At 69.9% G+C, this 24332-nt stretch carries 23 protein-coding genes and 1 riboswitch; of the genes, 14 read left to right on the forward strand and 9 right to left on the reverse strand.

The window, feature by feature from the left end:
- Position 1: 1 nt before the first annotated feature.
- Positions 2 to 1381, reverse strand: a complete 1380-nt coding sequence (gene aroA, locus HED23_RS05915) for a 3-phosphoshikimate 1-carboxyvinyltransferase (RefSeq protein WP_203182367.1) — start codon at positions 1379 to 1381, stop codon at positions 2 to 4.
- A 114-nt stretch (positions 1382 to 1495) separates the two neighbouring features.
- Positions 1496 to 2209, reverse strand: coding sequence for a M50 family metallopeptidase (locus HED23_RS05920; protein ID WP_203182368.1), 714 nt, complete (start codon positions 2207 to 2209; stop codon positions 1496 to 1498).
- Between the two features lie 74 nt (positions 2210 to 2283).
- Between HED23_RS05920 and HED23_RS05925 the strand changes: the two genes are divergently transcribed.
- The 9 genes from HED23_RS05925 to HED23_RS05965 all read left to right on the forward strand — a co-directional run bounded on the left by HED23_RS05925 (position 2284) and on the right by HED23_RS05965 (position 10552).
- Positions 2284 to 3099, forward strand: coding sequence for an SOS response-associated peptidase (locus HED23_RS05925; protein WP_203182369.1), 816 nt, complete (start codon positions 2284 to 2286; stop codon positions 3097 to 3099).
- A gap of 18 nt (positions 3100 to 3117) precedes the next feature.
- Positions 3118 to 3771, forward strand: a complete 654-nt coding sequence (locus tag HED23_RS05930; protein ID WP_398085865.1) for an alpha/beta family hydrolase — start codon at positions 3118 to 3120, stop codon at positions 3769 to 3771.
- Positions 3772 to 4064: 293 nt separating this feature from the next.
- Positions 4065 to 4721 (forward strand): sigma-70 family RNA polymerase sigma factor, encoded by a 657-nt coding sequence (locus HED23_RS05935; protein WP_033298180.1) that lies wholly within the window; start codon positions 4065 to 4067, stop codon positions 4719 to 4721.
- On the forward strand, positions 4718 to 5038 hold the full coding sequence (rsrA, locus tag HED23_RS05940) for a mycothiol system anti-sigma-R factor (RefSeq protein WP_203182371.1): 321 nt from the start codon (positions 4718 to 4720) through the stop codon (positions 5036 to 5038). Before HED23_RS05935 ends, rsrA begins: the two co-directional genes overlap by 4 nt.
- A 159-nt stretch (positions 5039 to 5197) precedes the next feature.
- Complete coding sequence (locus HED23_RS05945; protein WP_203182372.1) at positions 5198 to 6586, forward strand: HD-GYP domain-containing protein; 1389 nt, start codon at positions 5198 to 5200, stop codon at positions 6584 to 6586.
- On the forward strand, positions 6583 to 7830 hold the full coding sequence (locus tag HED23_RS05950; RefSeq protein ID WP_203182373.1) for an HD-GYP domain-containing protein: 1248 nt from the start codon (positions 6583 to 6585) through the stop codon (positions 7828 to 7830). Before HED23_RS05945 ends, HED23_RS05950 begins: the two co-directional genes overlap by 4 nt.
- 91 nt (positions 7831 to 7921) lie before the next feature.
- Positions 7922 to 8914 carry a tetratricopeptide repeat protein gene (locus HED23_RS05955; protein ID WP_203187376.1) on the forward strand — a complete coding sequence of 331 codons (993 nt, stop codon included), beginning with the start codon at positions 7922 to 7924 and terminating at the stop codon, positions 8912 to 8914.
- 81 nt (positions 8915 to 8995) lie between these two features.
- Entirely contained in the window at positions 8996 to 9634 is a 639-nt protein-coding gene (gene def / locus HED23_RS05960; RefSeq protein WP_203182374.1) for a peptide deformylase, read from the forward strand.
- Between the two features lie 180 nt (positions 9635 to 9814).
- Positions 9815 to 10552, forward strand: a complete 738-nt coding sequence (locus HED23_RS05965; RefSeq protein ID WP_203182375.1) for a D-Ala-D-Ala carboxypeptidase family metallohydrolase — start codon at positions 9815 to 9817, stop codon at positions 10550 to 10552.
- 67 nt (positions 10553 to 10619) lie between these two features.
- Here the strand turns inward: HED23_RS05965 and HED23_RS05970 are convergent, their stop codons facing one another.
- Complete coding sequence (locus HED23_RS05970) at positions 10620 to 11594, reverse strand: GlxA family transcriptional regulator (RefSeq protein ID WP_203182376.1); 975 nt, start codon at positions 11592 to 11594, stop codon at positions 10620 to 10622.
- An 81-nt stretch (positions 11595 to 11675) separates the two neighbouring features.
- On the opposite strand from HED23_RS05970, the gene HED23_RS05975 reads away from it, so the two are divergent.
- On the forward strand, positions 11676 to 11888 hold the full coding sequence (locus HED23_RS05975) for a hypothetical protein (protein WP_203182377.1): 213 nt from the start codon (positions 11676 to 11678) through the stop codon (positions 11886 to 11888).
- A gap of 23 nt (positions 11889 to 11911) precedes the next feature.
- Here the strand turns inward: HED23_RS05975 and HED23_RS05980 are convergent, their stop codons facing one another.
- The 6 genes from HED23_RS05980 to HED23_RS06005 all read right to left on the reverse strand — a co-directional run bounded on the left by HED23_RS05980 (position 11912) and on the right by HED23_RS06005 (position 19119).
- Entirely contained in the window at positions 11912 to 12928 is a 1017-nt protein-coding gene (locus HED23_RS05980; protein WP_203182378.1) for a ribonucleotide-diphosphate reductase subunit beta, read from the reverse strand.
- Positions 12928 to 15324, reverse strand: coding sequence for a ribonucleoside-diphosphate reductase subunit alpha (locus HED23_RS05985; protein ID WP_203182379.1), 2397 nt, complete (start codon positions 15322 to 15324; stop codon positions 12928 to 12930). Before HED23_RS05985 ends, HED23_RS05980 begins: the two co-directional genes overlap by 1 nt.
- Before the next feature lie 159 nt (positions 15325 to 15483).
- A riboswitch (cobalamin riboswitch) is annotated at positions 15484 to 15561 on the reverse strand.
- Positions 15562 to 15638: 77 nt separating this feature from the next.
- Positions 15639 to 16139, reverse strand: a complete 501-nt coding sequence (locus tag HED23_RS05990) for a GNAT family N-acetyltransferase (protein ID WP_203182380.1) — start codon at positions 16137 to 16139, stop codon at positions 15639 to 15641.
- Between the two features lie 153 nt (positions 16140 to 16292).
- The gene (gene mctP / locus HED23_RS05995; protein WP_203182381.1) at positions 16293 to 17927 is read right to left on the reverse strand and encodes a monocarboxylate uptake permease MctP; all 1635 of its coding nucleotides are present in this window, start codon (positions 17925 to 17927) and stop codon (positions 16293 to 16295) included.
- Positions 17924 to 18136 carry a DUF3311 domain-containing protein gene (locus HED23_RS06000; RefSeq protein WP_238441855.1) on the reverse strand — a complete coding sequence of 71 codons (213 nt, stop codon included), beginning with the start codon at positions 18134 to 18136 and terminating at the stop codon, positions 17924 to 17926. Before HED23_RS06000 ends, mctP begins: the two co-directional genes overlap by 4 nt.
- A 218-nt stretch (positions 18137 to 18354) precedes the next feature.
- The gene (locus HED23_RS06005) at positions 18355 to 19119 is read right to left on the reverse strand and encodes a GntR family transcriptional regulator (protein ID WP_203187377.1); all 765 of its coding nucleotides are present in this window, start codon (positions 19117 to 19119) and stop codon (positions 18355 to 18357) included.
- A gap of 286 nt (positions 19120 to 19405) precedes the next feature.
- On the opposite strand from HED23_RS06005, the gene HED23_RS06010 reads away from it, so the two are divergent.
- The 4 genes from HED23_RS06010 (at position 19406) to HED23_RS06025 (ending at position 24251) form a co-directional block, all read left to right on the forward strand.
- Positions 19406 to 20704, forward strand: coding sequence for a sugar ABC transporter substrate-binding protein (locus tag HED23_RS06010; protein ID WP_203182383.1), 1299 nt, complete (start codon positions 19406 to 19408; stop codon positions 20702 to 20704).
- 125 nt (positions 20705 to 20829) lie between these two features.
- On the forward strand, positions 20830 to 21846 hold the full coding sequence (locus tag HED23_RS06015; protein WP_203182384.1) for a carbohydrate ABC transporter permease: 1017 nt from the start codon (positions 20830 to 20832) through the stop codon (positions 21844 to 21846).
- Positions 21843 to 22718 carry a carbohydrate ABC transporter permease gene (locus HED23_RS06020; RefSeq protein WP_203182385.1) on the forward strand — a complete coding sequence of 292 codons (876 nt, stop codon included), beginning with the start codon at positions 21843 to 21845 and terminating at the stop codon, positions 22716 to 22718. The genes HED23_RS06015 and HED23_RS06020 overlap by 4 nt, the downstream gene beginning before the upstream one ends.
- A gap of 9 nt (positions 22719 to 22727) precedes the next feature.
- On the forward strand, positions 22728 to 24251 hold the full coding sequence (locus tag HED23_RS06025) for a glycoside hydrolase family 3 protein (RefSeq protein WP_203182386.1): 1524 nt from the start codon (positions 22728 to 22730) through the stop codon (positions 24249 to 24251).
- Positions 24252 to 24332: the final 81 nt, after the last annotated feature.

The raw sequence follows: 24332 nt of genomic DNA on the forward strand, positions 1-24332 counted from the left end.
CTCAGACCCCGCGGCTTCCCGCGGAGGCGCCGAGCGCGCCGGGCGAGACGCCGATGGCGCCGGAGGGTTCCCCGAGCATCCCGTTCCACATGTCCGGGAAGTCCGGCAGGGTCTTGGCCGTCGTACCGACGTTCTCGATCTCCACCCCCGCCACGGCGAGGCCGATGACCGCTCCGGCGGTCGCCATACGGTGGTCGTCGTACGTGTGGAAGGTGCCGCCGTGCAGCGGGCGGGGCCTGATCCGCAGACCGTCCGCCGTCTCCGTGACGTCGCCGCCGAGACCGTTGATCTCCTTGGTGAGCGCCGCCAGCCGGTCCGTCTCGTGGAGCCGCAGGTGGGCGACTCCGCTCAGGGTGGACGGCGAGTCCGCGAGGGCGGCGAGGGCCGCGATGCCCGGCGTCAGCTCACCGACCTCGCCCAGGTCGACGTCGATGCCGTGGACCGTGCCCGAGCCCGTGAAGGTGAGACCGCGCTCGGTCAGCTCGCACGTGCCACCCATTGCGGTGAAGATCTCGCGCAGCGCGTCACCCGGCTGGGTGGTCCGCAGCGGCCAGTCGGGGATCGTGACCCGGCCGCCGGTCACCAGGGCGGCGGCCAGGAACGGCTGAGCGTTGGAGAGATCGGGCTCGACGGTCAGATCGCGGCCCAGCAGGGCGGAGGGGGAGACCCGCCAGACATCGGGCTCACCACCCGACTCCGGCTCGTCGACCTGGGCACCGACGGAGCGCAGCATGTCGACGGTCATCCGGATGTGGGGCATGGACGGCAGGGCCGATCCCGTGTGGCGCACCTCCAGCCCCTGGTTGAACCGGGGCCCGGAAAGCAGCAGCGCGGAGACGAACTGGGAGGACGAGGAGGCGTCGATGGAGACCGCGCCACCGTCCAGCGCACCCGCGCCGTGCACGGTCAGCGGCAGAGTTCCCCGGCCGTCGTCGTCGATCCGGGCCCCGAGGGACTTCAGCGCGCCGATCACACCGTGCAGGGGCCGCTCGTAGGACCGGGGGTCCCCGTCGAAGTGGACGGGGCCGTCGGCGAGGCAGGCCACGGGCGGCAGGAAGCGCATCACCGTTCCCGCGTTGCCGACGTCCACCCGGGCCGGGCCGTGCAGACCGGCGGGGATGACCCGCCAGGCCTCGCCCGAGCCGTCCGGGCCCACGCCCTCCTCGATGCCGACGCCCATCGCCCGGAGCGCCTGGGCCATCAGCAGGGTGTCGCGGGAGCGCAGCGGGCGGCGCAGCCAGCCCGGTTCGGATGACAGGGAGGCCAGGACGAGGGCACGATTGGTGACCGATTTCGATCCGGGCACGGTGACGGTCGCGTCGACGGCCCCGGTCGCTCGGGGGGCGGGCCAGAGGGCGGGGTGCACGGAACTTTCGGTCATGCCCCTCACTTTAGTGGCTCACCGCAAACCCAGATCCTGAACAAAAGCGCCGAAACCAGGACGTAATACAAGGGTGGTAGTGAGGGGCTCCCGGCCGCGCGCGTCCAAGCGCCCTCACAGCCCGAGGAGCCAGCGTCCGCCGCCGATCAGCGAGCACAGCGACACCGCGTGGAAGAGGAAGAGCCACATCGCGGCCGGTGCGTGCGTCAGCCGGGCGAGCTGGTCGGCGTCGGAGTCGGGTGCGCCGCCGTGCCGGCGCTTGGACTGCAGCTCGAACGCGGGGCGCACGCCGCCGAGCAGCAGGAACCAGACCGCGGTGTACGCGAACGCCGACTGGACGTCGGCCGAGGTCAGCCAGGACACCAGCAGGAAGGTCGTACCCGTGAGGATGACCGTGAGCGCCCCGTACAGGTTGCGGATCATCACCAGCATCACCGCCAGGAGGGCGGTTGCCAGCCACAGGAACAGGGTGATCCGGCCGTTGGTGAGCAGCCAGGCGCCGCCCAGCCCGAGGAGCGGCGGCGCGGTGTAGCCGGCGGCCGCGGTGAGGATCATGCCGATACCGGTGGGCTTGCCGCGGCTGACTGTGAGGCCGCTGGTGTCCGAGTGCAGCCGGATGCCGGACAGTTGCCGCCCGGTGAGCAGGGCGACCAGCCCGTGCCCTCCCTCGTGCGCGATGGTGATCGCGTTGCGCGAGAGCCGCCATATGAGGTTCGGTACCACCGCGGTCAGCGCCACGGTGGCCGTGACGACCACCAGCCACTGCTCGGGGGCGGACTGGGTGCCGAAGACGCGATTCCACAGATCGCCCAGGTCGGTGCTGTCCATGGTGCAGGCGGCTCCTTGATGTGCTCGACGGATCGGCGTCCACCCGACCGGTGGGTCGTGGCAGTCTGGCACTTATGTGCGGACGGTATGCAGCGAGTCGGCGGCCAGAAGACCTGACGGGACTCTTCGGTGTGGAGAAGTGGGAACCCACGGAGACCTTGGAGCCCGACTGGAACGTCGCGCCGACCAAGGAGGTCTACGCGGTCCTGGACCGTCCTGTGAAGGACGCAGACGATCAGCGTCCGGTTCGCCAGCTGCGCGCCCTGAAGTGGGGACTCGTCCCGTCTTGGTCGAAGTCGCCGGAGGGCGGCGCCCGGATGATCAACGCCCGCGCCGAGACGGTCCACGAGAAGCCGTCCTTCCGCCGGCCCTTCGTGTCGAGGCGCTGCATCCTGCCCGCCGACGGCTACTACGAGTGGGTCACGGGGGCCGACGAGCGGCAGCTGGAGGAGAAGGGGAAGAGGAAGCGGCCCCGCAAGCAGCCGTACTTCGTGACGCCCGCGGACGGCTCCGTCTTCGCCATGGCAGGCCTGTACGAGTTCTGGCGCGACCGGACGCTCCCCGACGACCATCCGCAGGCCTGGTGGGTGACCTGCTCGGTGATCACCACCGAGGCGGAGACGGCCCCCCTCGCGGTGGCCCCCGCGGAGGGCCCCTCCTCGCTCTCCGACATCCACCCCCGGATGCCGCTGATGCTGACGCCGGACCGCTGGGACGACTGGCTCGACCCGTCGCGCACCGACGTCGAGGAGCTGAAGGCGCTGCTGGAGCCGCCGCCCGGCGGGCTGATGCGGGCCTATCCGGTGGCCACCGCCGTCAGCAACGTCCGCAACAACGGCCCGGAACTCCTGGAGGAGCTGGCCGCGCCGGAGGTGAGCACGCTCTTCTGACCCGGCAGGATGGGCGCTGTGAGCCGTACTACAGGGACAGCGCAGAAGACCGAGAGCGTCGGCACGGACGCCGGTGAGGCCAGGATCACATGGTTCCCCGCTAAGGGGGCCGTTCTGGTGCTCGCCGTCAGCCATGGCGCCGGAGGCGGCATCGAGGCCCGTGACCTCCAGGCCCTGGCGGCCGCGCTTCCGGACGACCGGGTGACCGTGGCGCTGGTGGAGCAGCCCTGGCGGGTGGCCGGCAAGAAGCTGGCGCCGGCGCCCCGGACCCTGGACACCGGCTGGCGGGGGCTGTGGCCCGCGCTGACGGCCCCGGGGCTTCCCGTCGTGGCCGGGGGACGCAGCGCGGGGGCCAGGGTGGCCTGCCGTACGGCGGCGGAACTCGGGGCCCACGCGGTGCTCGCCCTGAGCTTCCCCCTGCATCCGCCCGGCAAGCCCGAGAAGTCCCGTGCGCAGGAGCTGCTCGGCGTGGACGTCCCCACCCTCGTGGTGCAGGGCGGCCGCGATCCGTTCGGGCGGCCCGGGGAGTTCCCTCAAGGGGAGCACGGGATCGTCGAGGTGCCGTACGCGGATCATGGGTTCGCCGTACCCAAGAAGGCCCCCCTGACCCAGGATCAGGCCATGGACCTCCTCACCGGCGCGGTGGCCGGGTGGCTGGGCGGGCAGGCCTGACGACGTACCTCCCCCCACCTGCGCAAGCCCGGGAATGCGCCGTGCGGGACGGCTGTTGTGGGTGATGTCGGTACAACAACGTCGTACGTGGAGAGGGAGTCCGTCGCATGGGTTCCACCATCTGCCCGAGCCGCTCGAACGCAGCCGAACTGGAGTGGACGGTGCTTCACGCGGCCAAGAGCACTCCGGCGCGCGCCTCGGGCGGAGCCGATCGACAGCCCGCTCGGAAGCAAGGTCGACTATTCTCCGATGCGAGCGGGTCCGGTCTCGGTTCCGCCACATCGTTGGAGGAGGTGGGTCCGGTCACTGGGACCGACACAGGGACCGACGACGGCCGTGCGCAGGAGACGACCGCCGAGCGCAACGCGCGCTTCGAGCGGGACGCCCTCGGATATCTGGACCAGATGTACTCGGCCGCGCTGCGCATGACGCGCAACCCCGCCGATGCCGAGGACCTGGTCCAGGAGACGTACGCGAAGGCGTACGGCTCCTTCCACCAGTTCCGTGAGGGCACGAACCTCAAGGCGTGGATGTACCGCATCCTTACCAACACATTCATCAACTCGTACCGCAAGAAGCAGCGGGAACCCCAGCGGAGCGCCGCCGAGGAGATCGAGGACTGGCAGCTGGCGCGTGCGGAGTCGCACATGTCGACGGGCCTGCGCTCGGCGGAGTCCCAGGCGCTCGACCACCTGCCGGACTCCGATGTGAAGTCCGCGCTCCAGTCGATCCCCGAGGAGTTCCGCATCGCCGTGTACCTCGCCGATGTGGAGGGCTTTGCGTACAAGGAGATCGCAGACATCATGGGGACACCCATCGGGACGGTGATGTCCCGGCTGCACCGGGGACGCCGTCAGCTGCGCGGCATGCTGGAGGACTACGCGCGTGAGCGCGGGCTCGTCCCGGCCGGAGCCGGTGAGTCGGACGACAGGAAAGGCTCGGCCTCATGAGCTGCGGAGAGCCGCACGAGACGGACTGCTCAGAGGTTCTCGATCATCTCTACGAGTTTCTCGATCGTGAGATGCCCGAGGGCGACTGCACCAAATTCGAGGTGCATTTCGAGGAGTGCTCCCCGTGCCTGGAGAAGTACGGCCTGGAGCAGGCCGTGAAGAAACTGGTCAAGCGCTGCTGCGGGCAGGACGACGTCCCTGCCGACCTGCGCTCGAAGGTGATGGGGCGGATCGACCTGATCCGTTCGGGGCACGCGGTGCCCGAGCAGGATGTGGCCGTGGGCGGCGCCGACCGTCCGGCCGCCGCTGCCGAGTGACCGCTGCCACCACCGAGTGACGGGCGCTCGCCCTCGCGCCGAATGCTGAACCCCGGTCGTTTCACCCGAATGTGCTAATCCGGCCCGTTCGAGACCTCACGCACCCCCAACTCGCTAGCCTGGCGCCTTCATCGACCAGGCTGGGGGCGGGCGGTTCGTGTGAGGGGAACACCGGGGGCAGCGCGCGTCTACATCGGGTGTGCGGTGGTGTGCGCCGCACTCTGTGCCCTGCCCGCGCTCTCCCCGGGTGCCGCGACGCCCTGGGGCACACTCGGCCTCCTGGCCGGGCTCTACTCGGTTTGTGAACTCGCCGGCCGCTGCCGTGTCTTCGGCAGCTCCGTGCCGGTCACTGCCGGATCGTTCTTTCCCCTGCTGCTCGCCGCGGCGTTCCTGTTGCCGCCGTCCGCCGCTGTCCTCGTCGCAGTGCCGGGCGCCCTCGCCGGCCGTGTGGACCGGCCGCCCGCCGCGGCCCGCCGTGTCTGGCGGGCCGCGCAGCTCGGCCTGACCGTGGGGGCGGCCTCGTGGACGTACGCGCTCCTAGGCGGTCCCGCCACACTCGGCGGTGCGTCGGCCGACGCCGTGCCCGACCTTCCCTACGCGCTCCTGCCGGTCTGTGTCACCGCGCTCGTGTTCAGCCTCGTGCTGGCCGCGCTGGACGGCGGCATCCTCGCCACGGCCGAGCGCGTGGCCGTCAGGCACGCCTGGCGCGGGCTGCCGGCCCGGTCCGTGGGGCCGCACCTGGTGCACGCGCTCGCCGGGCTGATGATGGCCGTCCTGTGGCGCAGCACCTACGGACCGCCGTCCGCGCTGGTCGTCCTCCTGCCCATGTACATCTCCTGCTGGGTCTTCGCGCAGTACCACCGCAGGCACGCCGCCCACCGAGCCACCATCCGGGCGCTCGTCCAGGCCGTCGACATCAAGGACGGGTACACCCGGGGCCACAGCGAGCGGGTGGGCCGCGCCTCCGAGCTGATCGCCCGCGAGCTGGGGATGGAGGAGAGCCGGATGGAAGCACTCCGCTTCGCCGGCATCCTGCACGACGTCGGCAAGCTCGGCGTCCCGACGCGGGTCCTGCGCAAGGACGGGCCGCTCACCACGGAGGAGCGCCGCGTCATCGAACTGCATCCGGAGTACGGCCATGAGATCGTCCGGGGCATCGGATTCCTGGGCGAGGCGCGTTCCGCGATCCTGCACCACCACGAGCGGCTCGACGGCAGCGGCTATCCGTACGGCCTCACAGGCGACAGGATCCCCGAGTTCGCCAGGGTCGTCGCCGTCGCGGACGCGTTCGACGCGATGACATCGACCCGCTCCTACCGGCGCGGACGGCCCGTTCCCGCGGCCGTGGAGGAGCTGAGGCGCTGCGCCGGGAGCCAGTTCGACCCGCGCATGGTGCGAGCGCTGGCGCGCGCCCTGGACCGCCACGGCTGGTCCGCCGCCGCCAACACGGTCACGTCGGGCGAGGAGCCGGCAGGGCTGCCCGAGCAGCGTGCGGGGGCGCGGCCGCCCGCCACCGGGTCCCCGGACAGGCCGGGACAGCCCCGGTGACCCCGGCGCACCCGCCGCCGACCGTCCTCGCTGTCCGTTGCGCCGCACTGCTCGTCGCGCTCGTCGCGCTCGGACACACTTTGTGGAACGGTGTCGTCGAGCCCGGTCACGCACTCGCCTTCGGAGTCCTGGTCACAGTGGGTGAGCTCGCCCGCTGGGGAGCCCTGCCCGACGAGCGCGAGCCGGCGCCCCTGGGGGCGGCCGGAGCACTCGCGTACGCACTGCTCGGCCGCAGCGGGGGGCAGGACACGGCGCACGGTGTCCTCCAGGTGGTCACCGTCGTCGTCGCGGCGCAGCTGCTCGCCTCCGTGCCCCATATGGCGCGCGGCAGCGGCCCCGGGCCCGACCAGGCCGCCCGTCGGGTCCTGGCAGTGGCCTTCACGGCCGTGTGCTTCCAGCCTTTCCATCATTCGGGCCGGTCGGAGCGCTGGTTAGGCGAGGGCCCGTACTTCGCTCTCTTCCTGCTCCTGCTGCTGGGTCTCACCGCCCTCTGCGACGCCGTACTCGCGGCCCTCACGGCGGGGACGTCCCGTCCTTACGGGCCGCAGCTCCGCGACGAACTCCGCGCGCTCGGCGGCATCGGCCCCGCGGTCTGCGCGACCGGCGCCGTGATGGCGCTCGGGGTCGCTGTGGCGGGGCTGTGGGCGCTGCCCGTGCTGTGCGTGCCGCTGCTGCTCACCCACGTGTCGTTCCGCCGGTACGCCGCCGTCCGCACGACCTACCGGCAGACCATCGCGTCGCTGGCGAGGTCCACGGAGATCGCGGGCCACACCCCGCACGGGCACGCCCTCAGGGTGGCCGAACTCTCGACGGCCGTCGGGCGCGAGATGGGGCTCGCCGGCCCCGAGCTGACCGTGCTGGAGTACGCGGCTCTGATGCACGACATCGGCCAGCTCTCCCTCGTCGATCCGGTGGCCGACGGGGCGACCGCCGTCCTCCCGGCCGAGGAGCAGCGGCGGATCGCGCTGCTCGGAGGGGCCGTGGTCCGGCAGACCGGTGTGGATCCCGCGGTCGCGGCGGTGGTGGAACAGCAGGCCGAGCCGTACCGGGAACAGCAGACCGCCGCCAGGATCGTCCGTGCGGTCAACGCGTACGACGATCTGTGCGGGGAAGGCGTGAAGGGTTCCCTGGGGGCGCTGGAGCAGCTCAGGCTCGGCACGGGCCGCGACTACCAGCCGCAGGTGGTGGAAGCACTGGCCAGAGTCCTGGCGCGGGGCGGTCTGACCCCGGCCGGGGCTGGGTAACCCATGGGTAATGAGCGAGCGTCCGGCCAGGCATGGTTGGATGCGAAGGAGAGCGGAAAACGTGGGTGTCCAGTCGGGACAGGCGGGAATCGTGAGGATCTTCGGGAAGGTACGGCATCGGCCGTCCGCCTCTTGGCGGCAGGCCACGGACCGCGCGTTCACGCTGATCGGCGACGGCCGGTACGAGGACGCGGGGGCGCTGCTGACACGCGCGGCGGACCTGGAGCCCTGGCTCTCCGAGTCCTGGTTCAATCTCGCGCTGCTGCACAAGTTCCGGCACGACTGGGAGCAGGCCAGGGCCGCCGGCCTGCGTGCCGTGGCCCTGCTCGACCGGGAGTCCGGTGCTCCTGACTGGTGGAACGTCGGGATCGCCGCCACCGCACTCCAGGACTGGCCACTGGCGCGCCGGGCCTGGCAGGCCTACGGGCTGCGGGTGCCGGGCAGCGGCCAGCACAACGCGGCGGCCAACAGCGAGCCGACGGGCATGGAGCTGGGGAGCGCGGCCGTGCGGCTCTCGCCCGAGGGCGAGGCCGAGGTCGTCTGGGGCCGCAGGCTCGATCCCGCGCGGATGGAAGTGCTGTCGATCCCGCTGCCGTCCTCGGGGCGGCGCTGGGGCGAGGTCGTCCTGCACGACGGGGTGCCGAACGGCGAGCGGGTCACGGCGGCCGGGCCGTCCTATCCGGTCTTCGACGAGATCGAGCTGTGGGCGCCATCCCCCGTACCGACCTGGGTCGTCCTCCTCGAGGCCGCGACCGAGGTGGACCGGGACGCGCTGGAGCAGCTCGCCTCCGACGCGGGATTCGCCGCCGAGGACTGGTCGTCCTCCGTACGGCTGCTCTGCCGTGCGTGCTCGGAGAGCAGGATGGAGAGCGACGAGGGTGACGGCGAACACCAGGATCCGCACGACCACAGCGAGCCGGGCCACCCCGGGCCCCTGGGCCATCGCACCGCCGGTGACCTGTGGGTACCGGAGCGTGAGTGCGGCATAGCGGCCCCCGCCGGGCTGGTGCGCGGACTGCTGGACGGCTGGGTGGCGGACAGTCCGGACAGCCGTGAGTGGCGGGATCTGGAAGAAGTCTGCTGAGCGGTGCCCGTAGGCTGTACGGGCACCGATTCCGGTGCGGGTACTCACGGGTTCAGGTTTGCAGGAAGGCGTACGGCGGACATGTCGCAGCAGGAGACGGACGAGCAGACCGGTGTTGACGACGAGGGATTCCTCGTGGACACCGAGGACTGCGAGGCGCGCGAGGCGGCGCACCGGGAGCGCGGCACCTCCCGCCCGGTCACGGTGGTCGGCAACCCGGTTCTGCACAAGGAGTGCAGGGACGTCACGGAGTTCGACGACGAGCTCGCGCAGCTGATCGACGACATGTTCGCCAGCCAGCGGACGGCGGAGGGCGTCGGCCTGGCCGCCAACCAGATCGGCGTGGACCGCAAGGTCTTCGTATACGACTGCATGGACGACGACGGGGTGCGGCACGTCGGCGCGATCTGCAATCCGGTGCTTGAGGATCTCGCGCCGGAGCAGCGCAACCTCGACGACTCCAACGAGGGCTGCCTCTCCGTGCCCACCGCGTACGCCTCGCTGGCGCGCCCCGACTACGCGGTCGTGCGTGGCCAGGACGCCCTGGGCAAGGCGGTGAAGGTGCGGGGCAGCGGCTACTTCGCGCGCTGCCTCCAGCACGAGACGGACCACCTGTACGGCTACCTGTACATCGACCGGCTCTCCAAGCGTGACCGCAAGGACGCGCTGAAGCAGATGGCGGAAGGTACGCCGCGCTACGAGGTCGTCCCGAACGACTGATTCCCACTGCGAAGAGGGGCTCCGCCACAGGCGGGGCCCCTCTTCTGTGCCGGGTGGGGCGGGCGGGACGAGGGGTCGCGCCGACAAATCTTCTCCGGGGCGTAGTTGACGCGCGTCGACCCGTCCGCCAGGCTCGTCCTCACACCTCACCTCTACGCCTCACCGTGCAGGGAGATCCCCATGCTCAGACGTACCGCACATCTGCTGCTCGGCCTTGTCATGACCATGGCCTTCGCTATCGGAGGCGCCGTCGTCACGGCCGGTACCGCGCAGGCCGACGGCTGTTACACGTGGAGCCGCACCCTGTCGCCCGGAGCCACCGGCGCCGACGTCACGCAACTCCAGATCCGGGTGGCCGGCTACCCGGGGTACAACTCCGTGCTGGCCATCGACGGCTCCTACGGTCCCGCCACCACGGCCGCGGTCAAGCGCTTCCAGTCCGCCTACGGCCTCGCCGCGGACGGTGTCGCCGGACCGGCCACGCAGTCCAAGCTCTACGCGCTCCAGGACGACGACTGCACCCCGGTCAACTTCACCTATCCCGAGCTCAACAAGTGCAACAGCACCTGGGCGGGCGGAGCGGTCGCCGCGGGCACGGCCAAGGCCAACGCCCTGAGCAGCATGTGGAAGCTGCAGGCCCTGCGCCACGCGCTGGGCGACCAGTCCCTCAGGGTCACCAGCGGCTTCAGGTCCACCTCGTGCAACTCGGCGGTCGGCGGAGCCACGAACAGCCGCCATCTGTACGGTGACGCCGTCGACCTCGGCGCCGGACCGCACTCGCTGTGCACCATCGCCAAGCAGGCCCGCAACCACGGGTTCAACGGGATCCTCGGCCCGGGGTACGCCGGCCACGGCGACCACATCCACGTGAACCAGGGGCCGAGCCACTTCTGGTCGGCCTCGCAGTGCGGCATCTGACCGTACGCGCGCGGTAATCCGGCCCCGCCGGTGGTGATCACGCGATCACCACCGGCGGGGCCTTCCGTCAGGCCGCCTCGGCCAGGGCGTCCGGCCCCCGGAACGTGCGGCGATAGGCGTTCGGTGTCGTGCCCAGCGAGCGCACGAACTGGTGGCGCAGCGCCGCCGCGTTCCCGAAGCCCGCCCGCCCCGCGATCGTGTCCATCGTCTCGTCCGACGTCTCCAGCAGGTGCTGCGCCAGCAGTACGCGCTGCCGGAGCAGCCAGCGGTAAGGCGTGGTGCCCGTCTCCTGCTGGAAGCGGCGGGCGAAGGTCCGGGGCGACATGTGGGTCTGGGCCGCCAGCTGTTCGACGGTCATCTCCTGGTCGAGGTGGCGCTCCATCCAGGCGAGCGTCTCGCCGACCGTGTCGCACCGGGTGCGGGGCAACGGACGCTCGACGTACTGTGCCTGGCCGCCGTCCCGGTGCGGGGGGACGACCATGCGGCGCGCGAGGGCGTTCGCCACGGCGGGCCCGTGCGCCTGGCGCACCAGGTGCAGGGCGGCGTCGATGCCGGCGGCCGTGCCCGCCGACGTGATGACCGAGCCCTCGTCCACGTAGAGCACGTCCGGCTCCACGCGGGCCTTCGGGAAGCGGCGTGCCAGCTCGTCGGAGTGCCGCCAGTGCGTGGTGCAGCGGCGGCCGTCCAGCAGCCCGGCGGCGCCGAGGAGGAAGGCGCCGGAGCAGACGCTCAGCACCCGGGCGCCGCGCTCCACGGCCCGCCGCAGGGCGTCCAGCACCTCCTCGGGGTACTCCCGGCCGATGAAGTCGCCCCCCGCGGGCACGGCGATGAGATCGGCCTCCTCCAGGCGCTCCGGCCCGTGGGGGATGCCGAGCGTGAATCCGGCGTGGGTGCGCAGGACCGGGCCTTCCGCGGACACGACGGCGAAGTCGTGCACAGGGAGCCCGTCCTCGGAGCGGTCGAGCCCGAACACCTCGCACAGGACGCCGAGTTCGAAGGGGTGGACCTCGTCCATCAGCAGGACGGCGACGTTGTTCAGCATGACGGCAGTGTGGCAGTAATTCGATGGTGTGTGACAGTCCTGCCACTGCCGGAATTCAGTCGCACGGACGACAGTAGAGCCATGAACACATTCCTGAACTACCTGGCCGTAGTCGTACTTTTCGCCCTCGTCCTGCTGCCCTCGGTCCTGGGGCTCGCACGGGAGCGCCGGATCGACCGCGAGCTGAGGGACGCGGCAAGCCGCCGGGAGGGACTACCCCCGGGAACGCCGGGCGCCGCGCGGCCGGTGACGGTCACGCGGCGCCCGTACCTCAGGTCCTGGGCGAGGGTGTAGCACCCGAGGACCGGGGCGGGGGGCTAGAAGTCGTCGTCGAAGCCGACCGAGCCCTCCACCGCCACCTGGTACGCGGAGGGGCGGCGTTCGAAGAAGTTCGTCAGCTCCTGCACCCCCTGGAGCTCCATGAAGGAGAACGGATTCTCGGAACCGTAGAGCGCGGGGAAGCCGAGCCGGGTCAGCCGCTGGTCGGCGACGCACTCCAGGTACTGGCGCATCGACTCCGTGTTCATCCCCGGCAGACCCTCGCCGCACAGATCGCGGCCGAACTGGAGCTCCGCCTCGACGGCCTCCCGCAGCATGTCGGTGACCTGCTGCTGGAGTTCGTCGTCGAAGAGCTCCGGCTCCTCCTTGCGGACGGTGTCGACGACCTCGAAGGCGAAGTTCATGTGCATCGTCTCGTCACGGAACACCCAGTTGGTGCCCGTGGCGAGACCGTGCAGCAGACCACGCGAACGGAACCAGTAGACGTACGCGAACGCGCCGTAGAAGAACAGCCCCTCGATGCAGGCGGCGAAGCAGATCAGGTTGAGCAGGAAGCGCCGGCGGTCCGCCTTCGTCTCGAGCCGTTCGATCTTCTCGACCGAGTCCATCCACCGGAAGCAGAACTGCGCCTTCTCGCGGATCGAGGGAATCTCCTCGACCGCGTCGAACGCCGCCGCACGGTCCTCCGGGTCGGGCAGGTAGGTGTCGAGCAGCGTCAGATAGAACTGGACGTGCACGGCCTCCTCGAACAGCTGACGCGACAGGTAGAGCCGTGCCTCGGGCGAGTTGATGTGCTTGTACAGCGTCAGCACGAGGTTGTTCGAGACGATCGAGTCACCCGTCGCGAAGAACGCGACCAGCCGGCCGATCATGTGCTGCTCACCGGGTGAGAGCTTGGCGAGGTCGGCGACGTCCGAGTGGAGGTCGACCTCCTCGACGGTCCAGGTGTTCTTGATCGCGTCCCGGTAGCGCTCGTAGAAGTCCGGGTAGCGCATGGGGCGCAGGGTCAGTTCGAAGCCCGGGTCGAGCAGGTTCTTGTCGTCGGTGGAACTCATTACTGGCAGGCCTCGCAGGACTCGGGGTTTTCCAGGGAGCAGGCGATCGCGTCCGCGTCGGGCGCCGAGGCCTGCTGTACGGGGACGGTGGCGGCGGCCGAGGCCTGCCCGGACGCGGCGCGGGCGATCCGGGTCGCCGGGCGGGAGCGCAGGTAGTACGTCGTCTTCAGCCCCTGCTTCCAGGCGTACGCGTACATCGAGGAGAGCTTGCCGATCGTCGGCGTCTCCAGGAACAGGTTCAGCGACTGGCTCTGGTCGAGGAACGGCGTACGGGCCGCCGCCATGTCGATCAGGCCGCGCTGCGGGATCTCCCACGCCGTGCGGTACAGCGCCCGTACGTCCTCGGGGATCCAGGCGAAGCCCTGCACGGAGCCGCTCGCCTCGCGCAGCGCCTCACGCGTCCGCGCGTCCCAGACGCCGAGCTCCTTCAGCTCGTTCACAAGGTAGGCGTTGACCTGGAGGAACTCGCCGCTGAGCGTCTCGCGCTTGAAGAGGTTGGAGACCTGGGGCTCGATGCACTCGTACACCCCGGCGATCGAGGCGATCGTCGCCGTCGGTGCGATGGCGAGCAGCAGTGAGTTGCGCATCCCGGTCTTCGCGACCCGGGCACGCAGCGCGTCCCAGCGCTCCGGCCAGTTCAGCTCGGTGTCGTAGTGGTCCGGGTGCAGCACCCCGCGGGCGGCGCGGGTCTCCGACCAGGCGGGCAGCGGGCCCGACCGTTCGGCCAGGTCGCAGGAGGACTCGTACGCCGCGAGCATGATCCGCTCGGAGATCTTCGTGGAGAGTGCGCGGGCCTCGGGGGAGTCGAAGGGCAGGCGCAGCTTGAAGAAGACGTCCTGCAGGCCCATCGCGCCCAGGCCCACCGGGCGCCAGCGGGCGTTGGAGCGGCCGGCCTGCTCGGTCGGGTAGAAGTTGATGTCCACGACGCGGTCGAGGAAGGTCACCGCGGTGCGGACCGTTGCGTCCAGCCGCTCCCAGTCGATCGTCCCGTCGGTGACGAACGCGCCGAGGTTGACCGAGCCCAGGTTGCAGACGGCCGTCTCACCGTCGTCGGTGACCTCCAGGATCTCCGTGCAGAGGTTCGAGGAGTGGACGACGCGGCCCGGCTCGGCGGTCTGGTTGGCCGTGCGGTTGGAGGCGTCCTTGAACGTCATCCAGCCCTGGCCGGTCTGCGCGAGGGTGCGCATCATGCGGCCGTACAGCTCACGCGCCGGCATGGTCTTGCGGGCCAGCCCCTTGGCCTCGGCGGCGCGGTACGCCGCGTCGAACTCGTCACCCCACAGGTCCACCAGCTCGGGGGCGTCGGCCGGGGAGAAGAGCGACCACTCCGTGTCCGCGTCGACGCGGCGCATGAACTCGTCGGGGATCCAGTGCGCCAGGTTGAGGTTGTGCGTACGCCGCTGGTCCTCGCCGGTGTTGTCGCGCAGCTCCAGGAACTCCTCGATGTCCGCGTGCCAGGTCTCCAGGTAGACGGCGGCGGCACCCTTGCGCCGGCCTCCCTGGTTGACCGCGGCGACCGAGGCGTCGAGCGTCTTGAGGAAAGGCACGATGCCGTTGGAGTGCCCGTTGGTGCCGCGGATGAGTGAACCCCGGGCGCGGATACGGGAGTACGAGAGCCCGATGCCGCCGGCGTGCTTGGAGAGCCGTGCCACCTGGTGGTAGCGGTCGTAGATCGAGTCGAGCTCGTCCAGGGGCGAGTCCAGCAGGTAGCAGGACGACATCTGCGGGTGGCGGGTGCCGGAGTTGAAAAGGGTGGGGGAGGAGGGAAGGTAGTCGAGCCTGTTCATCAGGCCGTACAGCGCGGCCACTTCCTCCAGAGCACGCTCGGAGGCGTCCTCGGCCAGCCCGGAGGCGACGCGCAGCATGAAGTGCTGCGGGGTCTCGACGACCTGGCGGGTGAGCGGATGACGCAGCAGGTAGCGGCTGTGCAGGGTCCGCAGCCCGAAGTAGCCGAAACGGTCGTCGGCGCCGTCGACGAGCGCCTGGTCGACCAGCGCGTCGAGGGCGGCGGCGTGCAGGGTGACGAACTCGGCCGTGCGGTCCGCGATCAGGCCCTCGCGGTGTCCGACGGCAACCGATGCCGAGAAGGAGACAGCACCCTGACCGGCGGCCTCGTCCGCGATGGCACGGGTGAGCAGCCGGGCGGCGAGCCGGGAGTAAGCCGGGTCCTCGGAGATCAGGCCGGCGGCGGCCTCGGTGGCCAGCGAGCGCAGCTCGGCCTCGTCCGACCGGGCGTTGCGGCCGCGCAGTGCGGCGGCGGCGACGCGTCCGGGGTCGGTGTCGGGCAGATCGGCGGTGAGGCCGGTCAGGGTCCGCAGCAGAGCGGTCCCCGGCGCGTCGGTCGTGCGGCCTTCGGATTCCGCGGCTGAAACCGGGTCGGCTGGCGCGATGGTCACTGGGGCTATCCCTCGCTCGGCTCAGGGCCTGCGGGAGCGGGGCAGCCGGGCACGGCAGCGCCCCGGGTAAGGGCAGCACGGCGCACGGCGTCCACCGGCCCTCCGCGGGGCCCGGACGTCTCGGCGTCCGGTTCGGTCGAGCCGGACGCACTGTCGACAGGTCTTCGGACTTCGGGGCGCAGATACGCACACCGATCACACCGTTGCGGGACAGTTCCGGATTCGCACCGGATTCCCCTGCGGCGACAGCGAGCACGAGCATACATGTGGGGGCTCCCGATTGAAGCAGCCCCCACATGTAGTGTCGTGGTAGGTCAGAGCTCCAGCCGGAATGTCAGGAGTGGGAGGTCCGGAAGCGGGCACCAGTCCCGCTCAGGGGTGCGTACGAAGCCGAGGCGCCGGTAGATCCGGTGCGCGCCGAGCATCGACGGCTGCGTCGACAGGACGATCCCGCAGAGCCCTCCGGCAGCCCGCGCCCGGTCGATGCAGGCCCGCACGAGCGCCTCGCCCGCACCCCGGCCACGGGCCTCCGGCGAGACGGCCAGCATCCGGAATTCGGCCTCGTCCTCCCCGGCGATGTCCGCCCACGGACTGCCGGGCGCGACATAGGTGACGCCACCGAGCAACCGGCGGTCGCCGTCCAGTGCGACCAGCACCTCGGCCTCGGCGGCCCGCCGCTCCACCGCGCGCAGCTGTTCCAGGTAGGGGTCGTCGGCGCCGAAGTCCAGGAGCCCGTCACCGAGGTACGCCTGAGCGGTGATCTCGCCGAGATCCTCGAACTGGGCGGGCAGGACCGGCCTGATCGATATGTCCATGGGCGGAAGTCTGCCGCAGGCGACGGGTGCGGCGCGTCCCGGTTCCGGACCCCGGCGGTCCCGCGGGGCCGGTACCCGACACGACACCGTCCCGGCAGGGCGGGCCCTGCCGGGACGGTGCCGTACGTCATGCCTGAGGACTGCCTCGGTGAGTCAGTGCCCGCCGGGCGCGCCCACCGTGGCCGGCGGGAGCTCGGCCTTGACGCCCGGGTCGCCGACGTCCGCCGTGTAGTCGGACGGGGAGGTCTCGTCCACACCGGCCGGGGCCTTCAGCGCGTTGAGGACGAACGTCAGCACGACCACGACGACGACGTTCAGCACGAACGCGGTGAGACCGATGTAGCCGATCTCGCCTATGCCCGGGATCTCCTTCGAGGACCCGCCGAAGTGCTTCTGGGTCGGGCTGGCGACGCCGTAGGCGGCCACCGTGCCGTAGATCATGCCGACGGCCCAGCCCGCGATCAGGGCCCAGCGGTGGAACCACCGGGTGAACAGGCCGCCCACCAGGGCCGGCATCGTCTGGAGGATCCAGATCCCGCCGAGCAGCTGGAAGTTGATCGCCACCGTCTTGTCCATGGTGAGGACGAAGGCGAGGGCCCCGACCTTGACGAAGAGCGAGACCAGCTTGGAGATCCTGGTCTCCTGGGCCGGGGTCGCGTCCGGCTTGATGAAGTCCTTGTAGATGTTGCGGGTGAAGAGGTTCGCCGCGGCGATCGACATGATCGCCGCCGGCACCAGGGCCCCGATCCCGATCGCGGCGAAGGCCACACCCGCGAACCAGTCGGGGAACATGGTCTCGAACAGCTGGGGGATCGCGAGCTGCCCGTTGTCCACCTTGATACCGGCGGCGATCGCCATGAATCCGAGCAGGGCCAGCAGACCCAGCATCAGCGAGTACAGCGGCAGGATCGTGGTGTTGCGCCGGATCACCTCACGGCTGCGGCTGGAGAGCGTCGCCGTGATCGAGTGCGGGTACATGAAGAGGGCCAGTGCCGAGCCCAGAGCCAGCGTGGCGTAGCCCCACTGGCCCATGTCCCCGGGAACCAGCGCACCACGCGGCTGCCCCGTCGCCGGGTTGGGCTGCGCGAACGCCTCGCTCGCCTTGGCGAAGATGTCGTCGAACCCGCCGAGCTTTATGGGGATGTAGATGATCGCCACGGCGATGACCAGGTAGATCAGGCCGTCCTTGACGAACGCGATGAGCGCGGGCGCGCGCAGCCCCGAGGAGTAGGTGTACGCGGCGAGGACGGCGAACGCGATCAGCAGCGGCAGGTCCTTGATGAACCAGTGCGTGTTCTCACCGCCGCCGACACCCATGACGTCCAGCACGGCCTGGATGCCGACCAGCTGGAGCGCGATGTACGGCATCGTCGCGAGGATGCCGGTGAGGGCGACCGCCAGCGACAGTCCCTTCGAACCGAAGCGGCCGCGTACGAAGTCCGAGGTGGTGACGTAGCCGTGCTTGTGCGAGACCGACCACAGACGCGGCAGGAAGGTGAAGATCAGCGGGTAGACGAGGATCGTGTACGGGACGGCGAAGAAGCCCGCCGCGCCCGCCGCGTAGATCGCCGCGGGCACCGCGACGAAGGTGTACGCCGTGTAGAGGTCGCCGCCGAGGAGGAACCAGGTGACCCAGGTGCCGAACGACCGTCCGCCCAGGCCCCATTCGTCGAGGCTGGCCTCGTTCTCGGCCTTGCGCCAGCGTGCGGCCATGAACCCGATGACCGTGACGGCCACGAAGAAGAAGATGAATACGGCCAGTGCTACGCCGTTCACGCCGTCCTTCACGCGGAAGCACCCCCCTTGCGGGCGCGCTGGTCACGCTGCCACAGCTTGAACGCGATCATGGTGAGGGCGGTCGAGATGAGCACCCAGAGCATCTGGTACCAGTAGAAGAACGGGATGCCGATGAAGGTGGGTTCGATCCGCGCGTACGAACTGACCCAGAGCATCGCCACGAACGGGGCTAGCAGACACACCGCGATGACCACCCTCATGGGTGTCACGGTCGGTGGTTTCGCATCGGATTCTTCTGGCATGTGGCGACTCCGTCCCCTCGCTGATCACCTGGTGTAATGCGCCAGAAATCTAGGCGAGAGCTCCGCCCACCGTCACCCCCCGTCCGCATTGCGGTCCTGCAACGGTCCGGTGTCGCCCGAAATGACTGATCCCCCTGCGCGCACAGGGGGATCAGGTGAGCCGGGGGCCTGGAACGTCAGTCGGTGGGACGCTTCAGGCGGGCCACGAACTTGTACCGGTCGCCCCGGTACACCGAGCGCACCCACTCGACCGGTTCACCGTCCCCGTCGATCGAGTGCCGGGACAGCATGAGCATCGGAAGCCCGACGTCCGTGCCGAGCAGTCCCGCCTCGCGCGGGGTGGCGAGCGACGTCTCGATGGTCTCCTCGGCCTCGGCCAGCCGCACGTCGTACACCTCGGCCAGGGCGGTGTAGAGCGAGGTGTACTTCACCAGCGAACGCCGCAGCGCGGGGAAGCGCTTGGCCGAGAGATGGGTGGTCTCGATGGCCATCGGTTCACCGCTGGCGAGCCGGAGCCGCTCGATCCGCAGGACCCGCCCGCCCGCCGTGATGTCCAGCAGTCCGGCGAGCGTGTCGTCCGCCGTGACGTAGCCGATGTCCAGCAACTGGGACGTGGGTTCCAGGCCCTGGGCGCGCATGTCCTCGGTGTACGAGGTGAGTTGCAGGGCCTGGGACACCTTCGGCTTGGCGACGAAGGTGCCCTTGCCCTGGATCCGCTCGAGCCGGCCCTCGACCACCAGCTCCTGGAGAGCCTGGCGCACCGTGGTGCGCGAGGTGTCGAACTCCGCGGCCAGGGTCCGCTCGGGCGGCACGGGGGTGCCGGGCGGCATGGTGTCCGTCATTTCGAGGAGATGGCGCTTGAGCCGGTAGTACTTCGGGACACGTGCGGTCCGCGCACCCGCGCCCGTCTCGCTCGTCACTCTGCCCCCGTCGGCACCCATGGCCCGCCTTCCCGACTGCTGCGTTGCTGCCGTCACCGGCTCCTCCGTCTGTCGCGGCTCACATGGTGGCACGGTCCGGTCACGGGTCGTCGCCCTCCCTCAGGTGTCGGTCCGATAACGGACGCGAGTGCACTTCTTATACACCCTTGACACCCCTAAAGGTCTAGGCCAAGCTCCCGGTACTGGTCTAAACCATTAAAGACCAGGTCCCAGCCCCACAGGTAGCGCCAGGCGTACGTCTTCGCGGTGGGCGGGGGGTTGCTGGTATCCCTGAGGAGGGTGTGGCATGAAGCGCAAGCTCATTGCGGCAGTAGGCGTCGCAGCGATGATGACCGGAATCGCGGCGTGTGGTGGGGACAGTAATGACAACGCCTCGAAGGACCCGAAGGACCGTTCCGAGAGTCTGACGGTCTGGCTGATGGTCGACGCGCAGAGCACCTGGCCGGAACTGGTCAAGGACGTCAACGCGCAGTTCAACAAGAAGTACCCGAAGGTCAAGGTCAACGTCCAGTACCAGCAGTGGGCGGACAAGGCCAAGAAGCTCGACACGGCCCTCGGTGGCGACAAGTTCCCGGATGTCGTCGAGCTCGGCAACACCGAGACGATGCAGTACATCCTCAACGGCGCCCTGGCCGAGATCGACCCCAAGAAGTACGACAACTCGGACACCTGGATCAAGGGTCTGAAGGACACCTGCACCTTCGAGGGCAAGCAGTTCTGCGTGCCCTACTACGCGGGTGCCCGTGTTGCGATCTACAACAAGGACATGCTCAAGAAGGGCACCGGCAGCGACGTCCTCCCGCAGACCGAGGCCGAGATGCTCACCGCACTCGACAAGGTCTCGGCCGAGTACAACAAGAAGGACAAGCGCTTCTCGTCCCTCTACCTGCCGGGACGTTACTGGTACGCGGCCATGTCCTACGTCGCGGGCTACGGCGGCTCCATCGCCGAGTACGACGAGGGCGCGAAGGAGTGGAAGGGCAACCTCTCCTCGCCCGAGTCCCAGAAGGGCATCGAGCACTTCGTCAACCTGGTCAAGAAGTACAACAAGGCCGACCAGACGAAGGACGAGCAGGACCACGCCAACGTCATGGCCAACGAGAAGGCCGCCCTTCTCTACGGCAACGGCTGGGAGGCCGGTTCCGTCGTCGACGGTGCCAACAACGGCAACCCGAAGCTCGAGGGCAAGATCGCGACGGCCGGCATGCCCGGCCCGGACGGCAAGGCCCTCCCGTCCTTCATCGGCGGTTCGGACCTCGCGGTGACCGCCAAGTCCAAGGTCACCGACCTGGGCGAGGAGTGGGTCTCCCTCTTCACCAGTGAGAAGTCGCAGGAGGTGCTCACCTCCAAGAACATCCTCCCGAACAACGAGAAGCAGCTCGAGCCGCTGAAGTCCAAGCCGGAGACGGCCGCCGTCGCCAACGCGGTACCGGACGCCTGGTTCACGCCGATCGCGCCGGGCTGGACCTCCATCGAGAAGGAGGAGGTCCTGGAGAACATGCTCCTGGAGATCCTCAAGGGTGCCTCGGTCGCCGACGCCGCCAAGAAGGCCGACGACAAGATCAACGAGCTCATCAACAAGTAGTCCCCGGGCCTTCGGCTCTCCAGGCGGGGGTCCGGCGAACACCGGACCCCCGCCCCCTTTTCTCAGGTAGAAACGCCGTGATTCCCGGGTGCAGATCCCCGGAATCCCGATGGAAGGTCAGTCACGTGACTGCTGCCGACACCAAGGCCGCCGGTCCACCGGTCCCCGTACCGCGTGTCCCGGAGAAGACCGGGATCTCACCCTCCGGACAGGAAGCCGACGGGCCACGCCCGAAGAAGCGGCGGAAGAAGGGGGAACTCCTCCCCTATCTCCTGATCCTGCCGGCGATCCTGGCGATCGCCGCCGTCTACGTCTACCCGCTGATCAAGACCGTGATCATGTCCTTCCAGGACCTGGGGCGGGCGGCCCTCTGGGGCAACGGCGAGACCCCGTGGGTCGGCTTCGAGCAGTTCACCAACATCCTCGGCGACCCGGAGTTCTGGGCGGTCGTCGGCAGAACCGTCGTCTTCATGACCATCTGCGTCGTGCTGACCATGGGCATCGGCCTGCTGATCGCCCTGATGATGCTGAAGGTCTCCACCTGGGTGCGGCTCGTCCTCACGGTGGCCCTGATCGCCGCCTGGTCCATGCCGCTCATGGTCGCCGCCTCGGTCTTCCGCTGGCTCTCCGACTCCGACTACGGCCTGATCAACACCCTGCTCGCCGACATCACCGGCAACGAGGACCGCTGGCTGGGCCACAACTGGTTCCTCGACCCGTGGCAGGGCTTCGGCATCATCACACTCCTGGTCGTCTGGGGAGCCATCCCGTTCGTCGTGATCACGATGTACGCGGCCCTCACCCAGGTCCCCAAGGAGCTGGAGGAGGCGGCCTCCCTCGACGGAGCCACCGCCTACGGCGTCTACCGCTACGTGACCTGGCCCGTCATCAAGCCGGTCTTCACGATGGTCGCCACGCTCTCGGTCATCTGGGACTTCAACGTGTTCGGCCAGATCTGGCTGCTGCGCGGCAACAAGCCCGAGCCCGAGTACGAGACCCTCGGCCTCTACTCCTTCTCCAAGGCGTTCGAGTCCACCTCATTCAGCCAGGGCAGCGCGATCGCACTGATCACCGTACTGATGCTCTCCGGCGTCGCCGTGTACTACCTGCGCCAGCTGATCAAGACGGGAGAGGTCGAATGAGCGCCTCCACGCCCACGACGAACGCGCCGGCCCAGGTCCTGCGGCCCGACCGCAAGAGGAACCGCCTCGGCTACAACATCCTGGCGCTGGTCACGGCCGGGCTCATGGCCTTCCCGGTCTACTGGCTGATCGTCAGTTCGCTGCGCCCCAACCACGAGATCCGGTCCTACGACCAGACCCTGTGGCCGTCCTCCCTCACCTTCGACAACTTCGCGCGCGCGGTGAAGCAGGACAACTTCGCCACGGCGATCCAGTCGAGCCTCATCGTCTCGGTCACCGCGGTCCTCGGCGGGATGATCATCGCGACCCTCGCGGCGCTCGCCATCGGACGCTTCCGCTTCTTCGGGCGGAAGGCGCTGATGATGGTCATGATCCTGGTCCAGATGCTGCCGCCGACCGCGATGCTGATCCCGATCTACCTCCAGCTCAACGCGCTGGGAGGCATCGATGAGTACTGGGGGCTCATCGTCGTCTACCTGGTGTCCACGCTGCCCTTCGCGACCATCATGATCCGCGGCTTCGTGATCAACATCCCCGTGGAGCTGGAGGAGTCCGCGATGGTGGACGGCTGTACCCGCATGGGGGCCTTCCGCCGGGTCATCTTCCCGCTGCTGGCACCGGGGCTCGCGGCCGCGTCCATCTTCGCTCTGGTCAACGCCTGGAACGAGTACCTCTTCGCGTACATCCTGATCAACGACAACTCCAAGTACACGCTCAACGTGTGGCTGATGACGTTCACGACGGAACGCGGTACGGACTACGGCGCGCTGATGGCGGCCTCCACGCTCATCTCCATCCCGGTCGTCATCTTCTTCATGATCATTCAGGGGAAGATGGCTACGGGGCTCACCTCCGGCGCCGTGAAGGGATAACGCAGCCCCATGACCACACTCGTATCCACCACGGACACCGTCACCCGCGACGCGCTCGCGGTCCTGCAGCCCGGCTTCACCGGCACGACCGCCCCGGACTGGCTGCTGCGCAGGGTCGGCGAAGGCCTGGCCTCCGTCGGGCTGTTCGGCCGGAACATCCACTCGCCCGAGCAGCTCGCGGCACTCACCGCCCGGCTGCGGGCCGAGCGCGACGACGTACTCGTCGCGATCGACGAGGAGGGCGGCGACGTCACGCGGCTGGAGGTCCGCACCGGCTCCTCCTTCCCGGGCAACCTCGCTCTCGGCTCCGTCGACGACGTGGACCTGACCAGGGCCGTCGCCCGGGAGCTCGGGCGCCGGCTGGCCGAGTGCGGGGTCAACCTCAACTGGGCACCGTCGGCGGACGTCAACTCGAATCCTGGCAACCCGGTCATCGGCGTACGCTCCTTCGGCGCCGACACCGGGCTCGTCGCCCGGCACACCGCGGCCTACGTCGAAGGCCTCCAGGCCGCCGGTGTCGCCGCGTGCACCAAGCACTTCCCGGGGCACGGCGACACGGCGGTCGACTCGCACCACTCGCTGCCCCGCATCGACGTGGACCTGGACACCCTGCACGCCCGTGAGCTGGTGCCTTTCCGGGCGGCCATCGCAGCGGGTTCCAAATCGGTGATGAGCGCGCATATCCTGCTCCCCGCACTCGACCCGACCCGGCCCGCGACCCTGAGCCCGCTGATCCTCACCGGACTGCTCCGCCAGGAGCTGGGCTACGACGGGCTGATCGTCACCGACGGCATGGAGATGGAGGCCATCGCCGGCACGTACGGCATCGAGCGCGGATCCGTCCTCGCCATCGCCGCGGGCGCCGACGCCATCTGTGTCGGCGGCGGGCTGGCCGACGAGGACACCGTGCTGCGGCTGCGCGACGCGCTGGTGACGGCGGTGCGGACCGGCGAACTGCCCGAGGAGCGGCTGGCCGACGCTGCCGCACGTGTACGGGCCCTCGCGTCCTGGACGCAGGGGGCCAGGGGGGCTGCCTCGGGGCCGGGCGCGGACATGCAGGAGGGGACCGCGCCCGGCGCCGGAGCCGGCATCGGACTGGTGGCCGCCCGCCGGGCCGTGACGGTCACGGGCACCGCCGAGCCGTTGAGCGAGCCGGCGTACGTCGCGGCGCTCACCCCGGTCGCCAACATCGCGGTCGGCGACGAGACGCCGTGGGGCGTCGCGGCCGAGCTCGCCCGGATACTGCCCGGCACGGAGACGGACACCTACAGCGGCGGGAGCGCGTCACCGGCCTCCGAGGTGCTGGGGGCCGCGGGGGAGCGGCGCATCGTCGCCGTCGTACGCGACCTCCACCGGCACCCGTGGATGAGTGAGGCACTGGACGAGGTGCTGGCGGCGCGGCCGGACACGATCGTGGTCGAGATGGGCCTGTCCGTGGCGCCGCCCCGGGGCGCGCTGCACATCGCCACGCACGGCGCGGCGCGGGTCTGCGGGGCCGCCGCCGCGGAGGCGATCACGGGCACACGCCCCTGAGCCGTCAGCGGCTCATGGGCACAGGCCTCTGAGCCGTCAGGGGCTCACGGGCACACGCTCCTGGTCCGTCCAGGGTTCATG

It is taken from the genome of Streptomyces pratensis, assembly GCF_016804005.1.
Lineage (GTDB): Bacteria > Actinomycetota > Actinomycetes > Streptomycetales > Streptomycetaceae > Streptomyces > Streptomyces pratensis_A.